General features: G+C 72.4%; 20 protein-coding genes. 8 read left to right on the top strand and 12 right to left on the bottom strand.

Annotation, left to right across the window (positions count from 1 at the left end; translation table 11 throughout):
- Positions 1–8: 8 nt before the first annotated feature.
- Entirely contained in the window at positions 9–1628 is a 1620-nt protein-coding gene (locus tag J421_RS07105; protein ID WP_025410480.1) for a nucleoside hydrolase-like domain-containing protein, read from the bottom strand.
- 429 nt (positions 1629–2057) lie between these two features.
- Between J421_RS07105 and J421_RS07100 the strand changes: the two genes are divergently transcribed.
- Positions 2058–2525: a DUF3592 domain-containing protein gene (locus J421_RS07100; protein WP_025410479.1), complete on the top strand. Its 468-nt coding sequence runs from the start codon at positions 2058–2060 to the stop codon at positions 2523–2525.
- Positions 2526–2531: 6 nt separating this feature from the next.
- Here J421_RS07100 and J421_RS32640 read toward each other — a convergent pair whose 3' ends face one another.
- The 5 genes from J421_RS32640 to J421_RS07070 form a co-directional block, all read right to left on the bottom strand.
- Positions 2532–3317: a L,D-transpeptidase gene (locus J421_RS32640; RefSeq protein ID WP_025410478.1), complete on the bottom strand. Its 786-nt coding sequence runs from the start codon at positions 3315–3317 to the stop codon at positions 2532–2534.
- A gap of 61 nt (positions 3318–3378) precedes the next feature.
- Positions 3379–4680, bottom strand: coding sequence for a HEAT repeat domain-containing protein (locus J421_RS07085; RefSeq protein WP_025410477.1), 1302 nt, complete (start codon positions 4678–4680; stop codon positions 3379–3381).
- Entirely contained in the window at positions 4677–6140 is a 1464-nt protein-coding gene (locus tag J421_RS07080; protein WP_025410476.1) for a HEAT repeat domain-containing protein, read from the bottom strand. The genes J421_RS07085 and J421_RS07080 overlap by 4 nt, the downstream gene beginning before the upstream one ends.
- An 11-nt stretch (positions 6141–6151) precedes the next feature.
- Complete coding sequence (locus J421_RS07075) at positions 6152–6832, bottom strand: hypothetical protein (protein WP_025410475.1); 681 nt, start codon at positions 6830–6832, stop codon at positions 6152–6154.
- Complete coding sequence (locus J421_RS07070; protein ID WP_025410474.1) at positions 6829–7374, bottom strand: RNA polymerase sigma factor; 546 nt, start codon at positions 7372–7374, stop codon at positions 6829–6831. Before J421_RS07070 ends, J421_RS07075 begins: the two co-directional genes overlap by 4 nt.
- Positions 7375–7638: 264 nt before the next feature.
- On the opposite strand from J421_RS07070, the gene J421_RS07060 reads away from it, so the two are divergent.
- The 5 genes from J421_RS07060 (at position 7639) to J421_RS07040 (ending at position 14416) form a co-directional block, all read left to right on the top strand.
- Entirely contained in the window at positions 7639–8880 is a 1242-nt protein-coding gene (locus tag J421_RS07060) for an ABC transporter permease (RefSeq protein WP_025410473.1), read from the top strand.
- An 80-nt stretch (positions 8881–8960) separates the two neighbouring features.
- Positions 8961–10217, top strand: coding sequence for an ABC transporter permease (locus J421_RS07055; RefSeq protein WP_104022351.1), 1257 nt, complete (start codon positions 8961–8963; stop codon positions 10215–10217).
- 93 nt (positions 10218–10310) lie between these two features.
- On the top strand, positions 10311–11582 hold the full coding sequence (locus tag J421_RS07050) for a glucose-1-phosphate adenylyltransferase (RefSeq protein WP_025410471.1): 1272 nt from the start codon (positions 10311–10313) through the stop codon (positions 11580–11582).
- 95 nt (positions 11583–11677) lie between these two features.
- A complete protein-coding gene (gene glgA / locus J421_RS07045; RefSeq protein ID WP_025410470.1) occupies positions 11678–12898 on the top strand; it encodes a glycogen synthase in 1221 nt (406 codons plus the stop codon).
- A gap of 60 nt (positions 12899–12958) precedes the next feature.
- Positions 12959–14416 (top strand): flavin monoamine oxidase family protein, encoded by a 1458-nt coding sequence (locus J421_RS07040; protein WP_025410469.1) that lies wholly within the window; start codon positions 12959–12961, stop codon positions 14414–14416.
- Between the two features lie 229 nt (positions 14417–14645).
- Here the strand turns inward: J421_RS07040 and J421_RS07035 are convergent, their stop codons facing one another.
- The 5 genes from J421_RS07035 to J421_RS07015 form a co-directional block, all read right to left on the bottom strand.
- Positions 14646–15857: a M20 family metallo-hydrolase gene (locus J421_RS07035; protein WP_025410468.1), complete on the bottom strand. Its 1212-nt coding sequence runs from the start codon at positions 15855–15857 to the stop codon at positions 14646–14648.
- A 108-nt stretch (positions 15858–15965) separates the two neighbouring features.
- A complete protein-coding gene (locus J421_RS07030) occupies positions 15966–16406 on the bottom strand; it encodes a hypothetical protein (protein ID WP_025410467.1) in 441 nt (146 codons plus the stop codon).
- Between the two features lie 2 nt (positions 16407–16408).
- Positions 16409–16774: a hypothetical protein gene (locus J421_RS07025; protein WP_025410466.1), complete on the bottom strand. Its 366-nt coding sequence runs from the start codon at positions 16772–16774 to the stop codon at positions 16409–16411.
- Positions 16771–17268, bottom strand: coding sequence for an RNA polymerase sigma factor (locus J421_RS07020; protein ID WP_025410465.1), 498 nt, complete (start codon positions 17266–17268; stop codon positions 16771–16773). The genes J421_RS07025 and J421_RS07020 overlap by 4 nt, the downstream gene beginning before the upstream one ends.
- A gap of 76 nt (positions 17269–17344) precedes the next feature.
- Positions 17345–18448, bottom strand: a complete 1104-nt coding sequence (locus tag J421_RS07015) for a YncE family protein (RefSeq protein WP_148306193.1) — start codon at positions 18446–18448, stop codon at positions 17345–17347.
- Between the two features lie 165 nt (positions 18449–18613).
- Between J421_RS07015 and J421_RS07010 the strand changes: the two genes are divergently transcribed.
- Positions 18614–18853: a hypothetical protein gene (locus J421_RS07010; RefSeq protein ID WP_104022349.1), complete on the top strand. Its 240-nt coding sequence runs from the start codon at positions 18614–18616 to the stop codon at positions 18851–18853.
- A 16-nt stretch (positions 18854–18869) separates the two neighbouring features.
- Here J421_RS07010 and rpiA read toward each other — a convergent pair whose 3' ends face one another.
- On the bottom strand, positions 18870–19541 hold the full coding sequence (rpiA, locus tag J421_RS07005) for a ribose-5-phosphate isomerase RpiA (protein ID WP_025410462.1): 672 nt from the start codon (positions 19539–19541) through the stop codon (positions 18870–18872).
- Between the two features lie 55 nt (positions 19542–19596).
- Between rpiA and J421_RS07000 the strand changes: the two genes are divergently transcribed.
- The gene (locus J421_RS07000; protein ID WP_104022348.1) at positions 19597–24345 is read left to right on the top strand and encodes a DEAD/DEAH box helicase; all 4749 of its coding nucleotides are present in this window, start codon (positions 19597–19599) and stop codon (positions 24343–24345) included.
- Positions 24346–24452: the final 107 nt, after the last annotated feature.

Genomic DNA, 24452 nt, shown 5'->3' with positions numbered 1-24452 from the left:
TTCGCGGCTCAGCGCGTCACCGTCACGACGACCCGCCGATAGCTCGTCAGCGGGGGCGTCCCGTCGTCGGTCGCCTGGAGCACGAGCTGGATCGTCTGGCCCGGCAGCGCGTCGTCGGGCACCCGGAGATGCGTGACGGGCGCGGTGGGCTCCGCGGGGCTCGCGTCGCCGGGGTAGGTGTCGACGTCCTTCCATCGCCACCACCGCACGGCGACCGCGTTGCGATCGGGGTCCGACACCGTGGCCGCGAGGCGCACCGTCTCGCCGGGGCGCGCGGAGACGTGCGCGCTTCCTTGCAGCGTCACCGTCGGCTCGTGGTTCGCGTCCGCGTACCGCGGCGTCACCGACCACTGCACGCGCGCGGCGAAGTCGTTCTGCGCGGCGGGCGTGAAGTTCGGCTGCGGCGACGGTGGACGCGTCGCCGGACCCTCCGGCCCGATTCCTTCGAGGCTGCGCATGAAGCTGTCGATCGACGTCGCGGCGCCGCCCGGCGCGCGCGGCGCCGCGCTCCGCGACGCCGGGTTCACGGTGACGTGCCCCGCCCACCCGCCGGGCGTGTCGTCGTGGTACGCGTCGAGCCCGTTGGCGACGAGGTTGAAGAACGTGAACGTGTCGCCCTCGCCGAGGAACTCGCCCTTCGGCCGCGGCGGCAGCCACACGACGTAGCCTTTCGCGCGCAGCTCGGCGGCGGTCTGGCCGGAGATGCCGAAGTAGTCGAAGCGGTCGCCCGGCACCATCTGCTTGCCGTCGCCCCACACGCGGTAGTGCGCGCCTAACGGCCCGCGGCTCGAGACGTTCGCGCGCGTCCACTCGACGCTGAAGTACGGCGCGTTCTCCGCGGACGCGAACACGAACGCGCCGTACGCGACGTTGACGCCGCCCTGGCCGGCGGCGAGCGACCGGATGTCGGGCCAGTTGGGGTGGATGTAGGTGGCGTACGTGTCGTCCTGGTCGCCGGACAGCGAGAGGATCGCCTTGCGCGAGACCTTCGCGCGGACCGCGTCCCACGCGGCGGTGCCCTCGGTGCGCTCCTGGATCGACTTCAGCGCGCGCGCGATGGTGCTCGCACCGCCCCACGCCAGCAGGTAGACCGGCTCGGGATCGTCGTCGAGCAGGAGGTCGCGGATGAGATCGGAGCCCGGCGTGTCCTTCGAGATGTCGCCGTCGAACTCCACGTTCCCCCATCGGACCTTCGAGCGCAGCGTGGCCGGCGTGGGATAGTCCGCGCGGTGGACGCGCAGGTTCGGATACACACGCTCGTAGACGTCGACGGCGTCGTCGATGAATCGCTCGCCGGGCGCCCACCGCCACGACTCGCAGGGACACAGGTTCAACCCGAACCGCGTGTACTCACGATTGGGGACGAACCATTTCTTTCCCGTGCCGTCGCCCTTCCAGTGGAACTGGCTGCTGGCGTAGACGAGTCCCTCGGTCCGGAAGTCGGTGCTGTAGAGCAGGTACCGGAGCAGCGAGTTCGAGTCGTCGAGCTCCGGATCGGTGGTCACGACGACGCGCGGCTTCGCCGTCGCGACGTTCGACGGAGCGCTCGTCGGGTGGGCCCGGCTCGTCGCGCAGCCGGGGAGCGCCGCACCGAGCAGCGCGAGCGTGAAGCGGCGAACGTACGCCATCGCTGGAACTCTCCGGTGCCGAGTGCGGTCGCGCGAGCGTGTGCGCTGACCCTACGACTCGCCCTGGGGAGTCGCAAGGCGAGCCCCGTCGCGAGGCGCGGGGTGCACGGAGAACCGCTTTGCCGTGTCGTTGAACCGCAGAGGACGCGGAGGGCCGCAGAGGACTGCCTCTATCTGGTTCGAACCACAGAGGGCACAGAGGACACAGAGGACCCCAACTGAAGGGATCTCCTCCGTGTCCTCCGTGTCCTCTGTGGTTCAGATGAAAGGCTCTGCGTCCTCTGCGTCCTCCGCGGTTCGTTCACACAGGAGCAGCGCTCCGCGCACCCGTGGTGGCGGGTCCCCATCCGCGAGGTTACCGTAGCCGTTCACTCAGCGAGGAGCGGGGCGTGGTGACGACGATGCGCGCACGGCCCCAGTCGCCCTGACGTGTCGGGCGCGATCCGACTCACCGGGCTGGCGCTGCTCGCCGCGCGGCTCGGCTTCTCGGCGGCGTTCGGCCTCATGGGGCTGTACCTGCTGAGCGTCGAGCGGTGGCTGTTCGCGCGCCGGCTCGCGTTCGTGCGCCGCGGCGTGGTGGTGGACGGGCGCATCGTCGGCTTCAAGACGAAGACGTCGACGAGCACGAACCTGGGCGGCCCGCTGTTCGCCCCCGTCGTCGAGTTCATCACGCACGACGGCCAGCCCGTGCGCGTCGCGTCGTCGACGTACAACCGCCCGAACCCGTACAGCATCGGCCAGACGGTGCGCGTGCGCTACGTGCCAGGCGACGCGCGGTCGGCGGAGCTGGACGCGGAGGCGCGCGGGTGGTGGGTGATCGTCGTCGTCGGCGTGCTGCTGCTCACGGCGCTCGTCGTCGCGTCGCTCCCGTGGCTGCTCGGACCGCCGACCTCCTGACGAGGCTCACCGCACGACGATCGGCACCGGGTGCGGCAGGTCGACGGCCTGGCGCGTGTGCGGGTTCGCCAGCGCGCGGTCGACCCACGCGGCGTCCCTGGTCGAGCCGGACGCGGCGAGGACGGCCTTCGCGAGACGCACGATCGACGCGTTCGTCATGCGGATCGACCCGTGCGACGTCGCCGTGCCGATCGACTTCGGCTTGTCGGTACCGTGGATGGTGCGCGGCGGGTCGTAGACGAGCTGCGCGCGGCCTAACGGATTGTCCGGCGCGCCAGGAGCCTTCGGCTCGCTCTCGTCGGCCCACGACTGGTCGGGCGGGACCCAGGCGGGGTTGATGATCACCTGCTTGATCGTCCACGTGCCGCGCTCCGTGGGCCACTGCGTCGACCCGACGGCGACCGGGTACGTCGCGGTCTCGCGCTCACCCTGGAAGACGTGCAGCCGGCGCGCGGCGACGTCGACCTCCAGGTGCATGACCGAGTCCGATACGGCGGGAGCGTCCCTCGCTTCACTCGGGATGACCGGCGGTGCGGAGTCCGTCGCTTCGCCCGGCGTGACGGGGGGGGCGGGCGCGGCGGCGGATGCGGCGGAATCCGAGGCGCCGGAGTCGGGGGCGCCGACGACGCGCTGCGTCCCGGGGATCGTGGTCACGGTGCCGGCGACGGTGTCGGTGTGGCGCGCGGCCGCGGTGGAGTCCGCGGCGGGCACGGTCCGCACCTCGCAGCCGGTGATCCACGTCACGGCCGTCAGCACCAGCATGCGGCTCACGCCGCCGAATCTCGCCTGCATCGACCACTGCCTCGGAGACGGGGTTGATGCCGTCTCCGGGGCAAGAGCCGTGCGACGCGCGTCAGCGCACGACGATGTCCTTCAGCGCTTCCTTCGCGCGCGGATCGTCGGAGTTCGCGAGCGCCGAGATCGCGCGGCGGCGCACGTTGACGTTCGTCTCGCCGGTGACGATCGCGATGAGCTTGTCCATCGCGGGCCGCTCGCCGCTGCGCGCGAACGCCGAGACGAGCGATTCCTTCAGGCCGTTGTCGCTCACCGCGTCGTAAAGCTTCACGAGGTCGCCCACCGGCGCGCCGGCGCGCACCGCGGCCTCGAGCGCCTTGCGCCGCTGCGCGGACAGCTCGCTCTCGTTGCGCGCGAGGTCGAGCAGCCAGCGCACGTTGTCGGCACCGCCCACCTCGGCGATCGCGGCGAACGCGGCGTCGCGCGTGCGCTCGGAGCGCAGCTTGGGATACACGGAGCGCAGGAGCGCCGCGTCCGCCGGCGTGGCGTACTGCTGCCCGAGAGCGCGCACGGCGACGGCGAGCGCCTCGTCGGTGAGATCGTCGCGCCGCACGGCGGCGCGCAGGTACTCGCGGGCGCGCGGGTCGCCGGAGCCGGCGAGCGCCGACATCCCTTCCTTCGCGAGCCACGCGCTCGCGTTCTGCCCGGCGAGCGTGACGAGCGCGGGGACGCCGGCGCCGTGCGGCAGGCCGCCTAACGCGCGCACCGCCGAGCGCCGCACCTCGATGTTGTCCGACTCGTCGCGCGCCACGGCGACGATCGCGTCCACGACGCGCGGCGGGATCGTCGCCAGCCGTTCGCCGCCGCGTCCCGCCGACGACAGCGCGCGGGTGCGCGTGTCGCGCGGCAGCGCCGTGTTGCGCGCGATCGCGATGAGCGGCTCGATGGTCGTCGCGCTGTCGGCGAGCGTGGCGGGGAAGATCGCGTCGCGCCCGACGCGCCCGTCGGCCTTCGCGGCGAGGCCGAGCAGGTAGTCCGCCGCCTGCTGTGCCGGCACGGCGCCGAGGTCCGTGACGCCGACCGTCTCGGGAACCGGGCCGACGTACGTCTGCACCGCGATCACCTGGCGGTCGGCGCGGTCGAGCAGCACGCGCACGGGGCCCGGCGTGCACGGCTCGATGCGCAGCGTCTCGTCGATCGACGTGGTGAACGTGCCGTTGAAGCTCCCCGGCGAGGTCTGGATGTACGACCGGCCGTTGCCGCAGACGCCGGGGCGCGCGGCGAAGTTGAACTGCACGGCACCGGGCGCGGCCGCGTCGACGCGGGCGGCCAGCGGCTGGGCGCCTAACGGCACGGTGCCTAACGGCACGGCGCCTAACGGCACGGCGCCCAACAGGACGGCGAGAGCGACGCGCTTCACGACTCACCTCCGAGGATGTCGGCAAGCGCCTTGCGAACTTTCGGGTCGTCGCGGCGGGCCGGCTGGCCCAGGTAGCGGATCGCGGAGGCGCGCACCTCGGGATCGGTGCCGCGCTTCGCGATGTCGATCAGCCGGTCCGTCGCCTCGGGCTCCTTGCGCGACCCGAGCCCGGCGACGATCGACTGCCGGATGCCGCGCGAGTCGGCGGCCTCGAACAGCTTGTACAGGTCGGCCACCGGCGCGAGCTGCCGCACGCGGGCGAGCGCGAGCTCGCGCACCGACGGCGGCTCGTTCGCGCCGCGCGCGATGCCGAGCAGGAACTGCATCCCGTCGTCGCTGTTGCGGTTCACCGCGTTCACCACCGCGCGCCGCAGCTCGTCGCTCTCCACCTTGCCGTAGAGCGAGCGCCAGTACTCGGTGGGCAGCGGCGTGCCGCCGCCGTTCATCCCCTGCTGGGCGAGCGAGTTGATGACGGAGATGCGGAGCCGCTCGCTGACGTCCTTGCGCTCGGCGAGCGCGCGCACCGAGGCCTGCGCGCGCGGGCTGTCGCTGCGCGTCATGGCGCGGGCGGCGGCCGTCTGCAGCCGCTCGTCGGTCGACGTACGGAGCAGATCCTCGATCGCCGAGTACGCGGCGTCGTTCGCGATGCGCGTGAGCGCGTCGACCGCGGCGGCCTGCGTGTCGAAGTCCGGGTCGCTGCGCGCGGCGCGGGCGAGCAGCGCCACCGCGCTCGCGTCGGACGTGCGGGCGACGAGGCCGAGCGCCTCGCGCCGCACCGGCGCGTAGCACTCGTCGCGGTTGTCGAGCACCTTCGCGAGGATCGCTTTCGCGCCCTCGGGATCCATCTGCGCGAGCGCGGACAGCGCCTGGATCTTCACGTTGCGCTCCTCGCGGTCGCAGACGCGGCGTCCCTGGCTCGCCGCGCGCCGCACGCGCTCGGTGGCGTCGCCGTCGCCGAGCCGCGCGAGCACGCCGTCGACGCGCGCCGCGAGCTCGGGGACGTCCTCGGAGCGCGACGCGTCGGCGCAGCGGCTGCCCATGCCGTCGAGCACGCGGTACGCGGTGCGCAGGTCGTTCGGGGTGCCCAGGCGGTAGCGCGCGAACGCCTCGTAGTACGCGGCGTCACAGAAGTAGCGCGTGGTCGGGTACTTCGTGCGCACCTCGGCGAACCGGTCGGCGGCGGTGCGGTACTCCTGGCGCGAGAACAGCGCGTACGCGGCCCGGTACGCCGAATCGGCGGCGTCGCCCTGGTACCAGCGCATGCCCTTCATCATCGGGTCGACGTCCGTGCTCCACACGAACTTGTCGGCCGACGGGGGGGGCGCGGCGACCGTGAACTTCGGGTTCGACCACGTCGACTCGATTGTGCGCGGCGCGATCTTGTCGACCATGTCGGGGGACTGCGCGGCGAGGGCGCCTAACGGCAGCGCGAGGCCGCCGGCGAGGGTGCGGAGGTTCATGGGAAGGGGTCTCAGTCGGCGGCGTTGTCGGCGACGGCGTCGCGCAGGCGGGGGAGGACGTCGCGCTGCTCGAGCGACTGCTGCAGCAGCTCGACGCGCGTCGGGTCGCGGTCGGCGCGCAGGCGCACGACCTGCGCGAGCACGACCTCGAGATCGTCGAACAGCGAGCGGAGCGCGGGGTCGGAGGCGGCGGGCGAGTCGAGCAGGAGCCGCGTCTGCAGGAGCAGCGCGTCGGCCTGCGAGTGGTACGCGGGGTCGGCGCGGCGCGCGTGCAGCTCGGCGGGGAGCGCGGCGAGCAGCGCCTCGGTGCGGCCGAGGTACTCGGTCGTCGCCACGCGGTCGGCGTCGGTGCGGTCCGCCGCGGCCGCGGCGTCGCGCTCGCCGGTCGACACGCTCGCCACGCTCGGCACGGCGGCCGGCCCGCCGAAGCCTCCAGCGCGCGCCGAGAGGCGACCGATCGCGACGCCGAACAGCAGCACCGCGGCGGTGCGCAGCCACGGGTTCGCGAGCCACGAGCGGCGCCGCGGCTCGGCGCGCACCACGGTGAGGCGCGGACGCTCCATCCCGACCGGGCCGGTGGGGAGCGCCCCGTCGATCGCCGCCCACAGCGACTCGGTCTCCGGGAGGTCGGGCGGGCGGTGGTACGTCTGCGCCGCGTCCTTCAGCAGCGCGTCCAGCTGGTCGTCGGTCATCCGTGTATCTCTCCTTCCAGATCGCGCAGCGCGGCGCGCAGTTGGGCCCGGGCGATGAACAGCCGGCTCTTGCAGGTGCCGACGGCGACGCCGAGCGCCTCCGCGATCTCGATGTGCGAGTAGCCTTCCAGCTCGTGCATGATGAGCGTCGTGCGGTAGATCTCGGGGAGCGCGTCGATCGCCCGGTGCAGCCGCTCCCGGACCACCGGATCCACCCCGCCCTCTCCCTCGCCGGACAGCACCTCCGCGTCCTCGATCGGCGCCTCCCGGCCGCGCTGCCGCTTCACCTTCTTCATCGCGTTCAGCGCCACGGTGACGGTGATGCGGTGCAGCCAGGTGGAGAACGCCGAGTCGCCGCGGAACTGGTCGAGCCGGGAGAGCGCCTTCACGAACGCGTCCTGCGTGACCTCGCGAGCGAGGTGCGCATCGCCGGTGATCCGGTGGGCGAGCCGGAGCACGCGCCCGACGTGCGCGTCGTACAGCGCGCGCGCGGCGAGTCGGTCTCCGGCGCGAACCCGAGCGATGAGGTCGGGTTCGGGCACCGGGGGGGGGTCGTTGGCGAGGAGGACGAGGGCGGGTTGGGTCACTTCGGCTGGTTAGATGCCGGGTCGGGGGAAAGCGTTCGGTCGTCGGGACTCGGGACTCGGGACTCGGGACTCGGGATTCGGGACTCGGGACTCGGGACTCGGGACTCGGGACTCGGGGCGATTTGCTCCATCGTCGGCCCGGGTGCGAAGTTGGGGAAGGACGCTCCCGCCGTCCGGGGCCTGGCTCCGAGTCCCGAGTCCCGAGTCCCGAGTCCCGACATGCGCCTCGTCGACGTCCTCCTCACGGCGCTCGTACAGATCCGCGCCAACAAGCTCCGCTCGTTCTTCACGCTCCTCGGCATCATCGTGAGCGTGGGGTTCCTCGTCGCGGTGCTCGCCGTGATCCAGGGGATGAATGCGTACGTGAAGGAGAACATCGCCGACGCGATGGTGGGCTCCAACGCGTTCCAGGTGCGGCGCACGCCGATCAACTTCGCGCTGATCGAGGACGAGGCGTGGCGGCGCATCCAGCGGCGGCCGAAGATCTCGCGCGGCGACGCCGAGATCGTGCGCGCGGCGCTGCCGACGGCCGAGGCGGTCGGCGTCACGTCCGGCTGGCCGACGCCGCAGAGCGACGTCGTGTGGGGCGACCGCACGCTCGGCGACGTGCTGATCTTCGGCGTCACGCCCGAGTACCAGGTGGTGCAGGACTACCGCTTCGCGCGCGGCGAGGCGCTGGCGGAGCCGGACGTGCGCGGGCGCCGGCCGCTGATCGTGATCGGGGCCGACGTCGCCGACAAGCTGTTCGAGGGCATCGACCCGGTCGGCCGGCAGGTACGCATCCGCGGCGCGCAGTTCACCGTCGTCGGCGTCATCGCGCCGAAAGGGCGGGTCCTGGGCCAGTCGTTCGACGGCTTCGTGATGATGCCGATCACGACGTTCGAGACGCTCTACGGCCGCCGCCAGACGACGAGCGTGGCGGTGAAGATGCGCACCGCCGACGAGGTGGCCGACGGCATGGCGCGGGCGCGCGAGGCGATGCGCCTCGCCCACCACCTGCGGCCGACCGTGGACGACGACTTCTCCGTGGAGACGGCAGACGCGCTCGTCGACTTCTGGAAGCAGCTCACGCGGGTTCTGTTCTCGGTGATCCCGGCGATGGTCGCGATCGGCATCGTCGTCGGCGGCATCGTGATCATGAACATCATGCTGATGACGGTGCGCGAGCGCACGCACGAGATCGGGATCCGCAAGTCGTTAGGCGCGACGCGGCGCGACATCGCGCGGCAGTTCCTCGCCGAGTCGACGACGCTCGCCACGCTCGGCGGCGCGATCGGCGCCGGCAGCGGATGGGGGCTCGCGCTGCTCGTCGCGCTCGCCTCGCCGCTGCCGGCGCGCGTGACGACGTGGTCCGTGGTGCTCGCGCTCGCCCTCGGCGCGGTCGTCGGCGTGCTGTTCGGCGTCTACCCGGCGATGCGGGCGGCGCGGCTGGATCCGATCCGAGCCATGCGGGCCGAATGAATGCTGCGTGGCTGCGTGGCTGCGTAACTACCTGACGCCCACGCAGCTACGCAGCCACGCAGCTACGCAGCCACTACACCATGCCCTCATCCCTCACCCGTTTGCAGTCGTTAGGCGAGAACGTCGCCGCCGCGGTCGAGTCGATGCGGCAGGCGAAGGGGCGGAGCGCGCTCACGGTGCTCGGCGTCGTCATCGGCGTGTCGACGGTGATGGCGATGGCGGCGATCGTGCGCGGCGTGCAGCAGCAGATCGTGCACACGATCGAGATCGCGGGGCCGACGACGTTCTACGTCATGAAGGTGTTCTCGCAGACGCCGCTCAACCCCGACAACCTGCCGGCGTGGGTGCGCATCCGCCCCGACCTGCGCGAGGAGGAGGCCCAGCGCATCGCCGCGCTCCCCGAGATCCGCTACGCGGCCATCTGGGGGCAGATCCTGAACCGCGTCGAGTACGCCGGCGTGCGCACGAACGTCGGCGTCGTCATGGGCGCCGACGACGGCTACCCCGAGATCTACGGCGGCGAGCTGACGAGCGGGCGCTGGTTCACGGCGGCCGAGCTGCGGAGCGGCGAGGGGGTCGTCGTGCTCGACGCCGACGCGGCGGCGAAGCTGTTCGGCGCCGTGCAGCCGATCGACAAGTGGGTGCGCGTCGGCGGCCGCTCGGCGCGCGTCATCGGCGTCTACCAGGCGGCGAAGAACATCTTCGAGCCGCCGGGCCAGAAGGTGCACGCGATCGTGTCGTACCGCATGCTCGACCGCCAGTTCGCGATCGACAAGACGAACGCGCTGTTCATCCCCGTGAAGCCCCGGCCCGGCGTGACCGTGGCCGACGCGCAGGGCGCGGTGACGGTGGCGCTGCGCGAGCTGCGGCGGCTGCACCCGGCGGACAGGAGCACGTTCGACTTCATCACCCAGGAGCAGATCCTCGACACGTTCAACAAGATCACCGGCGTGTTCTTCCTCGTGATGATCGTGCTGTCGAGCGTGGGGCTCATGGTGGGCGGCATCGGCGTGATGGCGGTGATGATGATCAGCGTCACCGACCGCACGCGCGAGATCGGCATCCGCAAGGCGTGCGGCGCGACGCGCGGCGACATCATGCTGCAGTTCCTCACCGAGGCGTCGACGCTCACCGGGATCGGCGGCGCGATCGGGATCGTGGTGGGGCTGCTCGTGGGACGCGTCGCCAATTCGGCCATGAAGATCCAGGCATCACCCCCGGTGAACCTCACGCTGCTGGCGGTCGGCGTGTCGGTGGGGATCGGGCTGGTGTTCGGGCTCCTGCCGGCGCGACGGGCGGCCCGGCTGGATCCGATCGAGGCGCTGCGGTACGAGTAGGGCCCGGGCCTCTAGCGCTCGGGGCGATGGAGCGGAATATGCGGCTGGGGCCAACCCTCTCCTGCGGCTCGAACTCTCTACCCAGATCGATCGATGAACCGGGTGATCGCGCTCATCCTCGGCGGCGGTGCCGGCACGCGGCTGTTTCCGCTCACGCGCCACCGCGCGAAACCGGCCGTCCCCCTCGCCGGCAAGTACCGGCTGATCGACGTGCCGATCTCCAACTGCATCAACTCGGGGCTCGACCGGATCTTCGTCCTCACGCAGTTCAATTCGGCGAGCCTCAACAACCACATCGCACGGTCGTACGTGTTCGACCGGTTCCGTGGCGGGTTCGTGACGATCCTCGCCGCCGAGCAGACGCCGTCGTCGGAGAAGTGGTTCCAGGGCACGGCCGACGCCGTGCGCCAGTCGCTGCTGCACATCGTCGGCTACCCGCACGACCACGTCATCATCCTGTCCGGCGATCAGCTGTACACGATGGACTATCAGGTGATGCTCGACCACCACAAGCAGACGGGGGCCGACATCACGATCGCCGCGACGCCGGTGACGGCCGAGGAAGTGCCGGGCTTCGGCATCCTGAAGACCGACGGCGAGGGGCGCATCACGGAGTTCTACGAGAAGCCGCCGCTGTCGCAGATCGGCGGGAAGGACAGCCCGGTGCCGCCGGACATGGAGCGCGCGGGCCGCCGCTACCTCGCGTCGATGGGCATCTACGTGTTCGGCTCGGACGTGCTGCGCAACGCGCTCGACGCGCACCCCGACCAGCACGACTTCGGCAAGGAGATCATCCCCGGCGCGATCACCGAGCGGCGCGTCGTGGCGTACCCGTTCACCGGCTACTGGAACGACATCGGGACGGTGCGCTCGTTCTTCGAGACGCACATCATGCTCGGCCAGCCGCACCCCGAGTTCAACCTGTACGACGCGCGCATGCCGCTGTACACGAACGCGCGCATGCTGCCGCCGGCGAAGCTCACCCGGTCGCGCGTCTCCGACAGCATCATCGGCGAGGGATCGGTGATCATCGACGCCGACGTCTCCAACTCGGTCGTCGGCATCCGCTCCTACCTCGCGCACCAAACGAAGCTGCACCGCGTGATCTTCATGGGCGCGGACTACTACGGGTGGGCGGGACCGGAGGCGACGGGACGCGTGCAGGACGCGCCGTCGTACCCCGGCGTGGGCGAGGGCTCGCGCATCGAGAACGCGATCGTCGACAAGAACGTCTCGATCGGCCGCAACTGCGTCATCACGAACACGCGCGGCGTCCAGGAAGGCGAGGGCCCCGGCTTCTACATCCGCGACGGCATCGTCGTCATCCTGAAGAACGCGACGATCGCGGACGGGACCATCATCTAACGACCGCTGCGTGGCTGCGTGGCTGCGTATGCGCTCGGGCCGTTACGCAGCCACGCAACCACGCAGCCACGCAGCCACGCAGCCCTCCCTCACGCATGCGGATCGCCCTCTTCACCAACGAGTACCCGCCCAACGTGTACGGCGGCGCCGGCGTGCACGTGGAGTACATGGCGCGCGAGCTGGCGCGCGTCGACGGCGGCGCGCACGACGTGCAGGTGCTGTCGTTCGGCACGCAGCGCGAGGAGCGCGGCAACCTGCACGTCACCGGCGTCGCACCGACGGCGAGCCTCCCGGTGCAGGACCCGCGGCACGCGCGGCTGCTCGACGCGCTGCTGCGCGACCTCGCCATGGTCGGCGCGGTGAAGGCGCCCGACATCGTGCACTGCCACACGTGGTACGCGCAGCTCGCCGGCTGCCTCGCGCGGCCGCTCACCGGCGCGAAGCTCGTGCTCACCACCCACTCGCTCGAGCCGCACCGGCCGTGGAAGGTGGAGCAGCTCGGCACCGGCTACAACGCCACGGTGTGGATCGAGCAGACGGCGTACGGCAACGCCGACGGAGTCGTCGCGGTGAGCCAGTCGATGAAGCGCGACGTGCAGGAGCTCTACGGCGTCGCGCCGGACAAGGTGCGCGTCATCCACAACGGCATCGACCCCGACGAGTACGCGCCGCGCACCGACCCGGCAACGCTCCGCCGACTCGGCGTCGACCCCGACGTGCCGATCGTGCTGTTCGTCGGGCGCATCACGCGGCAGAAGGGGATCCTGCATCTCGTGCGCGCGATCCCGAAGCTGCATCCCGGCGTGCAGGTCGTGCTGTGCGCCGGCGCGCCCGACACGCCGCAGATCGGCGCCGAGATGACGGCGCTCGTCGACGAGACCCGCCACGCGACGACGACGCCGGTGGTGTGGATCCCGGAGATGCTGCCGAAGCAGGACGTCATCGCGCTCTACGCGCACGCCGCGGTGTTCGTGTGCCCGTCGGTGTACGAGCCGTTCGGCATCATCAACCTCGAGGCGATGGCGTGCGAGACGCCGGTCGTCGCGTCGGCCGTCGGCGGCATCCCGGAGATCGTCGTGCCGGGGGAGACGGGGCTGCTCGTGCCGCTCGACGCGGAGGGCGACGGCTCCGCGGAGCCGAAGGACCCTGCGGCATTCTCGCAGGCGCTCGCCGACGCGGTGAACGAGCTGATCGACGATCCCGCGCGTCGCGAGCGGATGGGACGCGCGGCGCGCGAGCGCGTGCTCGCGGAGTTCAGCTGGCGGGCGATCGCGGAGCAGACGGTGCGGTTCTATCAGGAGCTGTTAGGCAGCTGACGCTGGGGTAGGTTCCGGCCCACGTCGTCCGTGGACGAGCGCCCTTCGAAGAGCGGCCACATGACCGACGACATCTCCCGCCGCGCGTTCCTCCAGCGCGCCGCGTTCGGCGCGGCCGCGCTCGGCCTACGGTGGCGCGCCGCGCCGCAGAAGATCGTCGTCGTCGGCGCGGGCATGGCGGGGCTCGCGGCGGCGTACGAGCTGCTCGCGGCCGGCCACGACGTCACGGTGCTGGAAGCGCGCACGCGACCGGGCGGCCGCGTGCTCACGCTGCGCGAGCCGTTCGCCGACGGGCTGTACGCCGAGGCGGGGGCGATGCAGCTGTTCGACTCGCACGCGCGCGCGCTGCGCTACGCGAGGCTGCTCGGCCTCGAGCTCGACCCGATCGCGCCGCCGCGCGGCCACGCGCTGCTGCACGTCCTCGGCGCGCGCATCGAGGTCGTGCCGGGCGAGCGCGTGACGTGGCCCGCGGGGCTCACGGAGGCGGAGCGCCCGCTCGACAGCCGGCTGCTGTGGGACCGCTACGTCGCGCCGCACGTACAGGCGGTGCTCGATGCGGAGACGCGCGGCACCGTGCGCGACGTCATCGGCCGCTACGACGGCGTCACGTTCAACGAGCTGCTGCGCACGCAGGGCGCGTCGCCGGCCGCGCTGACGATCATCGGCGTCGGGCTGCCGAGTGGGCTCGGCGACGGCCCCGACGCCGTGTCCGCGCTCGACCTGCTGCGCGAGGCCGCGCACCGCACGCTGCGCAAGCAGTCGTTCACGATCCGCGGCGGCACCGACACGCTCCCGCGGGCGCTCGCCGCGAAGCTCGCCGACCGCGTGCACTACGGCACGCCGGTGGTGCGCATCGAGCAGGACGAGCGCGAGGTGCGTGCGATCGCGACGCCGGCCGGTGGGCCCAACGCGACGCCGCGCACGTTCGCCGCCGACCGGCTGGTGTGCGCGATCCCCTTCTCGGTGCTGCGGCGCATGCAGGTGAGCCCCGCGTTCTCCGCCGCGAAGCGCGGCGCCGTGAGCCGCCTGGAGTACACGTCGGTGGCGCGCACGTACGTGCAGACGTGGACGCGCTTCTGGCAGGACGACGGCCTGTCGGGGAACGCGTCGACCGACCTGCCGGTGATGGGCGTCTACGAGCGCACGATCAACCAGCGCGGCACGCGCGGCATCCTGGAGTCGTACCAGACGGGCGCGAACGCGCGGCGCACCATGACGCTCGGCGAGCGCGAGCGGCAGGCCGCGGCGCTCGCCGGCATGGCGACGCTGTTCCCGCGCGTCGCCGAGCAGTACGAGGGCGGCACGTCGAAGTGCTGGGACGAGGACGAGTGGTCGCGCGGCGCGTACGCGTGGTTCCGGCCGGGCCAGATGTCGACGCTGGTGCCATTCATCGCGAGCGCCGAGGGGCGCGTGCACTTCGCCGGCGAGCACGCGTCGTCGCAGCCGGGGTGGATGGAGGGAGCGCTGGAATCCGCGGAGCGCGTCGTCGCCGAGATCGGCGCGACGGCGGCGCGTTAGGCATGGCCCGCTGAGTGAATGAACCGCAGGAGGACGCAGCGCGCCGCAGAGGGCTGTCCTCTTCGATCGAAGCACGGGTTCGAGGCGCTGGGCGAGTACGACTCGGGATCCACCGGCGATGAAGAGGATCTCGAGATCCTTTCAATCGCACTTGGATGCCCGGGGTACTCGCCTGCCACCTCGCCCCATCGATGTTCGCTGCGGCCGTCTGCGTCCGCTGCGGTTCAACTCAAAGAGCGTCGATCCGCAGCACCGTCTCCAGCAGCACGTTCGCGCCGTTCTCGACGTCCTTCGGGCGCGAGAACTCCTTCGGCGCGTGGCTGATGCCGCCCACGCTCGGGATGAAGATCATCCCCGTGGGCGCGATGCGGGCGAGGTCCTGCGCGTCGTGCCCGGCGCCGCTCGGGAGCGATCTCGTGGAGAGGCCTAACGCCTTCGCGGCGTCGGCGATGATCGCGCGGACGCGCGGGTCGGTGGGTGCGGGGACGTTCTCCACCGTCGGACGGAACGTGAAGGTCACGTCGGCGTCGCGCGCGATCGCGTCGGCCTCGTCGTGGATGCGCGTGTAGAGCGCGCGGATCTTCGCGGCGTCGAGGTCGCGCAGCTCGAGCGAGAGGACCACCTTGCCGGGGATGACGTTGGGCGCGCCGGGAAAGGCCTGCATGCGCCCCACCGTCCCGACCTGCCGCCCGGGGACGCTGCGCACCACGCGGTTCACCGCCTCCACGAACCGCGCCGCGGCGAGCAGCGCGTCGCGCCGCTGGTCCATCGGCGTGGTGCCCGCGTGGTTCGCGAACCCCTCGACCGTCACCTCCCACTGATCGATGCCGACGATCCCCTCGACGACGCCGATGTCGACGTGCTCGCGGTCGAGCGTTCCGCCCTGCTCGATGTGCAGCTCGACGTATGCCGCATACGCGCCCTTCGCGATGCGCGCGCTCGCGAGGTCGTCGGGGTTGCCGCCGAGGAAGCGGATCCCGTCGCCGACCGTCTTGCCGCTGTTGCTCGTGAGCGCGAGCTCGCGCGGCTGCAGCTCGCCGAGCGCGGCGCGCGAGCCGTACAGGCCACCCTCCTCGTTCGACCAGATCACGACGTCGAGCGGATGGCGCAGCGTGGTGCGCGACTCGGCGAGCGTCTGCGCGACCTCGATCGCGCCGAGCGACCCGACGTCGCCGTCGTAGTTGCCGCCCTCGGGCACGGAGTCGACGTGCGATCCGATGAGGATCGGCCGGAGCGACGGGTCGCGTCCCGCGCGCCGGCCGAAGATGTTCGCCGCGGCGTCGACGCGCACGTCGAGCCCCGCGTCGCGCATGAGCCGCGTCACGTACTCGCGCCCCTGCCGATCCGCCTCGCTGTACGCCACACGGCTCACACCGCCCTGCGGGTTGCGGCCGAACGCGGAGAGCTCGGCGAGGTGCGCGTTCAGGCGCGTGCCGTTCACCCTCGGTGCGGCGCGTGAGGCGCGAGGGGCGACGCGCGGGACCAGGGCGACGGCGAGGAGCGAGCGGGTGAAGTCGCGTCTATGCATGACGCATCATAACGAGCCGTCCTAGCCTCCACGCCGGAGCGCCGCGAGCTTCGCCTGCTGCTGCGTCGTGAGCACGTTCTTGATGCGGATGAGGAGCGCGACCTGCGCGCGCTTGATCTCGCGCTCCACGGCGAGCGTGCGGTCGATCTGCTCCAGCGCCTGCGCCTCGTTCACCGTCGTCGGCTGCAGCAGCTTCGCGAGGCGCTCGGCCTCCGCGCTCATGCGCCACTGCAGCTCGACGAACTTCGCCTGCGCCTGCTGCAGCTCCGTCATGATCGTCGCGCGCTGGGTCTCCTGCAGCGCGAGCTCCGCCTGGTGCGACATGATGAGCTCCGGCGGGAAGAAGCTCTCTCCGAGCGGGTCGGGCGGCTGCGGCCGGCCGGGTGGGCCCGCCGTCGGCTGGGCGGCGAGCGTGGTCGTGGCGCTCAGCGCGAGCGCGCCGATCAGGAGGACGAGTCGCATGGTCAGGCTCCGGGTCCATGGGTCACGAGCGAGTCGAGCGGCGCCGCGCGCAGCAGCGAGGAGCGCAGCGTCGGCACGGTGCGGAGCAGCTCCTCGCCCGGCGTGCGCAGCAGCGACGCGGTGGGCGAGCGCCACGCGACGATCGACGGCGGTGGCCGCCTAACGTCCTCCGTTCGCCGCGCGGCCAGCCGGATGCCGAGCAGCGCGACGAGCAGCACGGCGGCGGCGGCGAGCGCGGCCCGCGTCGCGAGGCGGCGCCGCACCCGTGGGCGCACGAGCAGCGCATCGAGCGGCGGAGCGGCGCCGAGCTCCGCGCGCCGCAGCGTGGCGAACCGCGCGCGCAGGTCGTCGTCGTCGGGGCGCGTCATCGGGCGGACCCCAGGCGCGCGCGGAGCCGCGCCTTGCCGCGCTCGTAGTGCGTGCGCGCCGTGCCGACCGACACGCGCATCACCGCCGCCGCTTCCTCGATCGTCAGCTCCTCGTAGAACACGAGGTGCAGCACCTCCCGCTGCCGAGGCGCGAGCGCGCCGAGCGCGGCGAGGAGCTCCGCGCGCGCCCGCGCGTCGGCATCGGCGTCCGACGGATCGGGCGCGGCCGACTCGACGAGCGCCGGGTGCCTAACGCGGAGCCACAGGAGCCGGCGGCGCCGCTCCTCGGCGGCCGTGCGGCGGACGACGCCGAACAGCCACGTCTTCGGGTGCGAGCGGCCGTCGAACCGCGCCCGGCCGTCGAGGATCTTGAGGTAAGTCGCCTGCAGCACGTCCTCGGCCTCCGCGCGGTCTCTCCCGCAGCACGCGAGCGCCCAGGCGAAGCACGCGGCGTGGTACCGCTCGAGCGCACATCGGATGTCCGCGGTGTCCATGCGCGTCGCTCGGCGGACGGGTCGAGAATGAGTGGCGCGAGCGACGATTCCATATGACAGCCGGCCGCGGGGCGACTCACCCCCGGCGTCCCACCCCGAACTGGTCGCCGGTGCGCACCGGATCGCGGCCGCGGAACACGACCTCGACGACCTTCTCGCTCGCGACGGGGAGGCCCTGCTCGTCGGAGAGCGCGTGGACGATGCGCTTCGTGCGCGTGTCGACGATCTCGCCGGTGGACGCGAGCGCGAGCCGGCCGTCGAGCGTGAACGTGATCCACCCCGGCTGGTCACGGACCACGATGCTCTGCACGAGCCGCGGCGGCGAAACGGTGGCGTCGAACACGTGCACGCGGCTGTTCGCGCCGTCGCACAGCCAGATCTCGCGCTCGTCGGGCGTGAGGCCCACGCCATGGCTCGGGCAGCCGTGGCGCTTCACCGGCCCCTTCGCGAACCCCGGCACCTCCACGCGGTGCAGCACCTTGCCCGTCTCGAGGTCGCCGATCTCGAAGCCGAGCAGGTCGTTCACGTTGACGTAGCAGCGCCGCTCCGCGCCGTCGACGGTGAACGGCCGGATCACGCCGCCGAACGGACCGACCTGCGACACGACGGCGCGCGTGCGCGTGTCGGCGACGCGCAGCGACGTGGAGCCGAGCCCCGCGAGGTACGCGCGCGCGCCGGCCGCGCCGCAGATCGTGTTGTGCGCGCCGGAGTTCGTGTCGATGCGCGCGAGCACGTCGCCGGTCACCGCGTCGAGCACGCTCCAGAACGGACCCTCGAGCGACGGGAGCCAGATCGCGGATCCGTCGGGCGTGATCGCCATGCGGTCGCAGCCGCGCTCGTACTCGCGGTTCCAGAGCAGCCGGTCGGTGCGGAGGTCGTACGCGAGCAGGCGCGTGATGGTGCTCACGTACACGCGCCCCGCCGCCGCGCTCGCGCAGATCCCCTTCACGTTCTCCACGCTGCCGCCCTTGCCGAGGATCGGCGCGGGGATGCGGCGCAGCAGCCGGAAGCCGTCGGCGATGTCGTAGACGAGGAGGCCGACGCCGCCCCACTCGGTGTAGTTGCGTATGCCGGGCACCGCGACGTAGAGCAGGCTGCGCTCGTCGGCGCGCAGCAGGTGCGCGGCGAGCGCGAGGCTGCCTAACGTGACGAACTCACGCCTGCCGATGCCGTCGTTCACCATGACCTCCGCCTGGGGACGCTACCAAGCTGCCGGCGAGACGCGTGGAACGCCACGGCCCGCGCGTGCTGGCGGCGCCGCGGACGATCCGACATCTTGCCGCACCCGTCCCGACTGGAGGGCACCATGGGAGCCAGCGCCGGAGCAGCCGCTGCCGCCGCCGTCATGCGCGCGACGAAGGCATCGGGCGCCATCGTCCGCATCGAGCCGGCCGACTTTCTCCGACTGCTCGCGCGGAGCGAGACGCGCCTCGTCGTGTCGGCGTACGGTGGGCTGCTCCGGAAGCGCCACCGGTATCTCACGAGCTACAAGGGACTCTTCTTCTTCACGGAGAGCCCCGACGCGCTCGCGCTGCCGCGGGACTGCGAGGTGGTGGCGGCGGACCGGATCTGGGTTCCCGACTGAGCGTCGACGCCCGCGATCACCGCGCGTGGCCGACGATCACCTCGGGCGAGAACCCGAGGAACAGCCCCGTCTCGACGACGCCGGGGCGCGCGCGGATCGCCGCCGCGACGCCTTCGGGGTCGGCGAGACCGCCGGCGAACGTGACGTCGAGGATGAGGTTCCCGCCGTCGGTGCGATACGGCGTGCCGTCGCGCGCGCGGAGCACCGGCTCGCCGCCGAGCGCGCGGATCGGGTCGAGGTGCGTCGTCCAGCCGAACGGCGTGACCTCGATCGGCACCGGGAACGTCGCGCCGAGCCGCTCGACGAGCTTGGACGCGTCGACGACGATGGCGAGGCGGCGCGACGCGGTGGCGACGATCTTCTCGCGGAGCAGCGCGCCGCCGCCGCCCTTGATGAGGCGTCCGTGCGGGTCCACCTCGTCGGCGCCGTCGATCGTGAGCTCGACGCGCGGGTGGCGATCGAGCGTGGAGAGCGGGATGCCTAACGCGGCGGCCTGTCGCTCGGTCGCCTCCGACGTCGGCACGCCGACGATGTCGTGCAGGTCGCCGGCCGCGAGGCGGCGGCCGATCTCGTCGACGGCGAGCTTCGCGGTGGAGCCGGTGCCGAGGCCCAGCACCATGCCGGAGCGCACGAGGTCGACGGCGCGGCGCGCGGCGTCCTGCTTGGCGAGATCCTGAGAGGTGGTCATTCGGGTCGGGTCGGTCGCTGCGTCCGGATGATAGTCGGCGCGTAGATTTCGCGGCATGGCCGACGACCCGCTCGCCCTCTTCCATCCCCTCGTCGCCCGGTGGTTCGCCGAGACGCTGGGCGAGCCGAGCGCCCCGCAGCGCGCCGGCTGGCCCGCGATCGCCGAGGGGCACGACACGCTCATCCTCGCGCCGACCGGCACGGGCAAGACGCTGACGGCGTTCCTGTGGGAGCTGAACCAGCTCGTCGTCGAGGGCGAGCGGGGACCGCTGCCGAACGCGGTGCACCTGCTGTACGTGTCGCCGCTGAAGGCGCTGAACAACGACGTGCAGCGCAACCTCGAGACGCCGCTGCAGCAGCTGAAGGACCGGTTCTGGGAGGCCGCCGCGCCGTTCCCCGAGATCCGTGTCGCGGTGCGCACCGGCGACACACCGCAGAGCGAGCGCGCGCGGATGCTGCGCAAGAACCCGCACGTCCTCATCACGACGCCGGAGTCGCTGCACATCCTGCTCACGAGCGCGCGCGGCCGGACGATGTTCACGCACCTGCGCGCGGTGATCCTCGACGAGATCCACGCCGTGGCCGGCACGAAGCGCGGCGCGCACCTCGCGCTCACGCTGGAGCGGTTAGGCGCGCTCGCGCCGGACGCGCCGCAGCGCATCGGGCTCTCGGCCACGCAGAAGCCGCTGGAGGAGATTGCACGGTTCCTCGGCGGATGTGATGTCCGTGACTCGGGACTCGGGACTCGGGACTCGCGACTCGGGTCGGAAGGGGCCCCGAGTCCCGAGTCCCGAGTCCCGAGTCCCGACGTCCGCTTCCGTCCTGTCCACATCGTCGACTGCGGTCTCGTGAAGCGCATGGAGACCGAGGTCGTCTCGCCGGTCGAGGATCTCGCGCACGTCGAGGGGACGATCTGGCCGAAGACCGCGCAGCTCGTGCTCGACCGCATCCGGGGCGCGCGCACGACGCTCGTGTTCGTGAACAACCGCGGGCAGGCCGAGCGCATGGCGGCGCGCGTGAACCAGCTCGCCGGGGAGGAGGTCGCGCTGCCGTACCACGGGTCGCTGTCGCGCGAGCGGCGCTTCCTGCTCGAGGGACGGCTCAAGGCGGGGGAGCTGCGCGCGCTCGTCGCCACCAGCTCGCTGGAGCTCGGCATCGACATCGGCTCGGTGGACCTCGTGATCCAGCTCCAGAGCCCGAAGCGCGTCTCGAACGCGCTGCAGCGCGTGGGGCGCGCCGGCCATACGTTAGGCGCGGTGAGCCGCGGCACGTTCGTCCCCACGTTCCGCGACGACGCGCTCGAGGAGCTGGCGATCATCGCCGCGATGCAGGACGGCGACGTGGAGCCGACGCGCGTCGTGCAGAACCCGCTCGACGTGCTCGCGCAGCTCATCGTCGCGATGGTCGCGTCCGACGAACCGGAATGGACGGCGACGGGGCTCTACGACTTCGTGCGGCGCGCCTACCCGTACCACGCGCTGACGCGCGCCGCGTTCGACGAGACGCTGGGCATGCTCGCCGGCAAGTATCCGAGCGACGTGACCGCGGAGCTCGACGCGCGCGTGCACTGGGACCGCGTGAGCGACGTGCTGTCGCCGGCGCGCGGCGCACGGATGGTGGCGACGATCTCCGGCGGCACGATCCCCGACCGCGGGCTGTACACGGTGAACCTCCCCGACAAGACGCGCCTCGGGGAGCTCGACGAGGAGTTCGTGCACGAGTCGCGCGTCGGCGACGCGTTCCAGCTGGGCAGCTCGACGTGGCGCATCAAGTCGATCGAGCACGACCGCGTAGTGGTGACACCGGCGCCCGGCGCGCCGGCGCGGATGCCGTTCTGGCACGGCGAGTTCATGGCGCGCTCGCTCCATCTCGCGGTGCGCGTCGGCTCGCTCCGCCGCGCGCTCGACGAGGCGACGACGCTCGACGCCATCGAGACGCTGCAGCGCGTCTATCGCGCCGACCGGCCGACGATCGTGTCGCTCGCCGAGTACGTGCAGAGCCAGCGCGCGATCACCGGCATCGTGCCTGACGAGCGGCGGCTCGTGCTCGAGCACTTCCGCGACGAGGTCGGGAGCGTGCGCCTCGTGCTGCACGCGCCGTTCGGGGGCCGCGTGAACGCGCCGTGGGGCATGGCGCTCGCCCGCCGCGCGCGCGAGCGGCTCGGCGTCGAGGTGCAGGTGCAGACGACCGACGACGGGCTGATGCTGCGGCTCCCCGACCTCGGCGCGGAGCCGCCGGTCGACATCATCCGATCGTTAGGCATCGAGGAGGCGGGGCGGCTCGTGCTCGAGGAGGTCGGGCAGTCGTCGCTGTTCGGCGCGCGCTTCCGCATGAACGCCGCGCGCGCGCTGCTGCTGCCGCGCGGCAACCCGCGCCGCCGCATGCCGCTCTGGCTGCAGCGGCTGAAGGCGGCGGACCTGCTGCAGTCGGTGCGCGAGCACCCGTCGTTCCCCGTCGTGGTGGAGACGTACCGCGACGTGCTGCAGGACGCGTTCGACATGGAGGGGCTGCGCGACGTGCTGGGCCGGCTGGCTGCGGGCGACGTCTCGATCCGCGTCGTGAAGACGGAGGGCCCGTCGCCGTTCGCCGCGTCGCTGCAGTTCGGGTTCGTGATCGACTGGATGTACGGCGACGACACGCCGCGCGCCGAGGCTCGCGCGGCATTGCTGTCGCTCGACCGCGCGCTGCTCGACGAGCTGATGGGCGGCAAGGGCGCCGACGAGGCGACGCTCGCGGTGCTCGACGAGGTGCTCGCTCGGCGGCGCGGCACGGCGCCGGGCCGCCAGGCGCGCGACGCCGACGAGCTGGCGGTGCTCGTCGACCGCGCCGGCGATCTGACGGAGGACGAGCTGCGCGCGCGCGTCGCGCCGCCGACCGAGTGGACGCGCGGCGACCCGCTGGAAGCGCTGACAGGAAGCGGCCGCCTGATCCCCGTGAACATCCCGACAGGAGCGACACGAGAGACGGGGAACAAGACGGACAAGACGGACAGGCATCCCGTCCCTCCTGTTCATCCTGTCCAAGATCTTCGACAGGATGAACAGGATGGACAGGATGACTCGTTCCTGTCGACTCGGCGCTTCGTCCTCGTCGACTCGTATGCGCGATATGCCGCCGCGTTCGGGGCGGGGACCTTGGGCGGCGCCGATCGTGTCCCCGAACCGTTGCGCGCGGCGGTGCTCGAGCCGAAGGCCGCGCGGCGCGAGATCCTGTCGCGCTTCGTCGCGCTCGCCGGCCCGGTGAGCGTCGACGGCGTGCGCGCGCGGTACGACTTCGCTGCGCCGTGGGTGCTGCGCCGCCTCGAGGACATGGAGCGCGCGGGCATCCTCGTGCGCGGCTCCTTCGGTAGCGATCGCGCGGCCGCGCGCTGGTGCTCGCGTCGGCTGCTGGAGCAGGCGCGGCGCCGCGAGCTCGCGCTGGCGCGCAAGCAGATCGAGGCGGTCTCCGTCGTCGACTTCGCGTGGTTCCTCCAGCGGTGGCAGCACGTCGCGCCCGAGGCGCGGCTCACCGGCGCCGACGCCGCGTCGCGCGCGCTCGCGCAGCTCTACGGGCTCGGCCGCCCCGCCGTGGCGTGGGAGCGCGACTACCTGCCGGCGCGCGTGACGCCGTACGATCCGACCGCGTTAGGCATGCTCGCCGCGAGCGGTCGGCTGGCGTGGGCCGCCGAGCCGCCGGCATCGGATACGACGCCCGGGCAGTCGGTGGGACGACTCCGCTTCTTCGAGCGCGGCACGGGGCGCCTCTGGCTCGCGCCGCCGATCGACGACGCGCGGCTCAGCGACGCGGCCCGGCGCGTGCGCGACGCGCTGAAGGCGGAGGGTGCGTCGTTCACGCTCGACCTCGCGGCCGCGTCGGGGCTCGGCCCGCAGCGCGTGCGCGATGCGCTGCGCGAGCTCGTGGCGGCGGGGCTCGTGACGAACGACACGATCGACGCGCTGCGCGACGTGCTGGGGTGGCGGCCGGTGTTCCCCGTGCGGCGCACGGACGAGCCGGACCCCACGCGGTGGCTCCCCGCCGACTTCACGCGGTCGCGCCCCGTCGTGCAGCGCCGCGTGAGCCCGCGGTCGCTCGCGAAGTGGAAGCGCCCCGACCGCCCCGACGCGGCGGCGCGGTGGGGCGGCCGCTGGTCGCTCGTGCACACCGCCGGCACGTTAGGCATCGAGACGGAGGACGGTCCCTCGGGTGCCGAGCTCGTGGCGCGGCAGTGGCTCGCGCGCTACGGCGTCGTGAGCCGCGACTGGTGGCGGCGCGAGCGGCCGGCGGTGTCGTGGCGGGACGTGTACCACGAGCTGAAGCGGCTCGAGTTCCGCGGCGAGGTGCGGCGCGGCTACTTCGTCGCCGGGCTCGCCGGCGCGCAGTTCGCCCTGCCCGACGCGGTGGAGCTGCTGCGCGAGCCGAACACACCGACCGCACCGGCGAGCGACCCGGTGGTGCTCTCCGTCTCCGACCCGTCGAACGTGTACGCGCTCCCACTGGGCCCCGACGTCGCCGTCGACCCGCTCGCGCGGCCGCGCGGCGCGGGCGCGCTGCTCGTCACCATCGGCGGCCGCATCGTCGTGACCGCGGAGGGGCGCGGTGCTCGGCTCCGCGTGCGCGACGACGCGTCGGAGGACGACGTCCGCGTGGCGATTCGGGTGCTGCTCGCGCGGTTGGCGCGGCCGAACGAGCGCGGGCGGCGGCACGACGTCGTCGTGGAGACCGTCGATGGCGAGAGCGCGTCCGCGTCGCGCTGGGCGGCCGTGCTCCGCGAGAGCGGCTTCCGGTCGTCGGGCGGCTCCATGCGGTACTACGCGGACTTGCGGTGACCCGCCCGTGCAGGGCTCCACGTACGAGTTTCTCGAGGACTGAAGAAGGACTGAAGAGAGACTGAAGAAGGACCAAACACAGAAAGCGTTGTCGGTCCTTCTTCAGT

It is taken from the genome of Gemmatirosa kalamazoonensis (assembly GCF_000522985.1).
In the GTDB taxonomy this organism is placed as follows: Bacteria; Gemmatimonadota; Gemmatimonadetes; order Gemmatimonadales; family Gemmatimonadaceae; genus Gemmatirosa; species Gemmatirosa kalamazoonensis.
This window is presented reverse-complemented; position numbering and strand designations above follow the sequence as displayed.

What these genes read in the sequence shown, in the direction of transcription:
- J421_RS07105 (WP_025410480.1), bottom strand. Translation starts at nt 1,628, where the DNA reads ATGGCGTACGTTCGCCGCTTCACGCTCGCGCTGCTCGGTGCGGCGCTC.
- J421_RS32640 (WP_025410478.1), bottom strand. Translation starts at nt 3,317, where the DNA reads ATGCAGGCGAGATTCGGCGGCGTGAGCCGCATGCTGGTGCTGACGGCC.
- J421_RS07080 (WP_025410476.1), bottom strand. Translation starts at nt 6,140, where the DNA reads ATGAACCTCCGCACCCTCGCCGGCGGCCTCGCGCTGCCGTTAGGCGCC.
- J421_RS07075 (WP_025410475.1), bottom strand. Translation starts at nt 6,832, where the DNA reads ATGACCGACGACCAGCTGGACGCGCTGCTGAAGGACGCGGCGCAGACG.
- J421_RS07060 (WP_025410473.1), top strand. Translation starts at nt 7,639, where the DNA reads ATGCGCCTCGTCGACGTCCTCCTCACGGCGCTCGTACAGATCCGCGCC.
- J421_RS07055 (WP_104022351.1), top strand. Translation starts at nt 8,961, where the DNA reads ATGCCCTCATCCCTCACCCGTTTGCAGTCGTTAGGCGAGAACGTCGCC.
- J421_RS07050 (WP_025410471.1), top strand. Translation starts at nt 10,311, where the DNA reads ATGAACCGGGTGATCGCGCTCATCCTCGGCGGCGGTGCCGGCACGCGG.
- glgA (WP_025410470.1), top strand. Translation starts at nt 11,678, where the DNA reads ATGCGGATCGCCCTCTTCACCAACGAGTACCCGCCCAACGTGTACGGC.
- J421_RS07040 (WP_025410469.1), top strand. Translation starts at nt 12,959, where the DNA reads ATGACCGACGACATCTCCCGCCGCGCGTTCCTCCAGCGCGCCGCGTTC.
- J421_RS07030 (WP_025410467.1), bottom strand. Translation starts at nt 16,406, where the DNA reads ATGCGACTCGTCCTCCTGATCGGCGCGCTCGCGCTGAGCGCCACGACC.
- J421_RS07025 (WP_025410466.1), bottom strand. Translation starts at nt 16,774, where the DNA reads ATGACGCGCCCCGACGACGACGACCTGCGCGCGCGGTTCGCCACGCTG.
- J421_RS07020 (WP_025410465.1), bottom strand. Translation starts at nt 17,268, where the DNA reads ATGGACACCGCGGACATCCGATGTGCGCTCGAGCGGTACCACGCCGCG.
- J421_RS07010 (WP_104022349.1), top strand. Translation starts at nt 18,614, where the DNA reads ATGCGCGCGACGAAGGCATCGGGCGCCATCGTCCGCATCGAGCCGGCC.
- rpiA (WP_025410462.1), bottom strand. Translation starts at nt 19,541, where the DNA reads ATGACCACCTCTCAGGATCTCGCCAAGCAGGACGCCGCGCGCCGCGCC.
- J421_RS07000 (WP_104022348.1), top strand. Translation starts at nt 19,597, where the DNA reads ATGGCCGACGACCCGCTCGCCCTCTTCCATCCCCTCGTCGCCCGGTGG.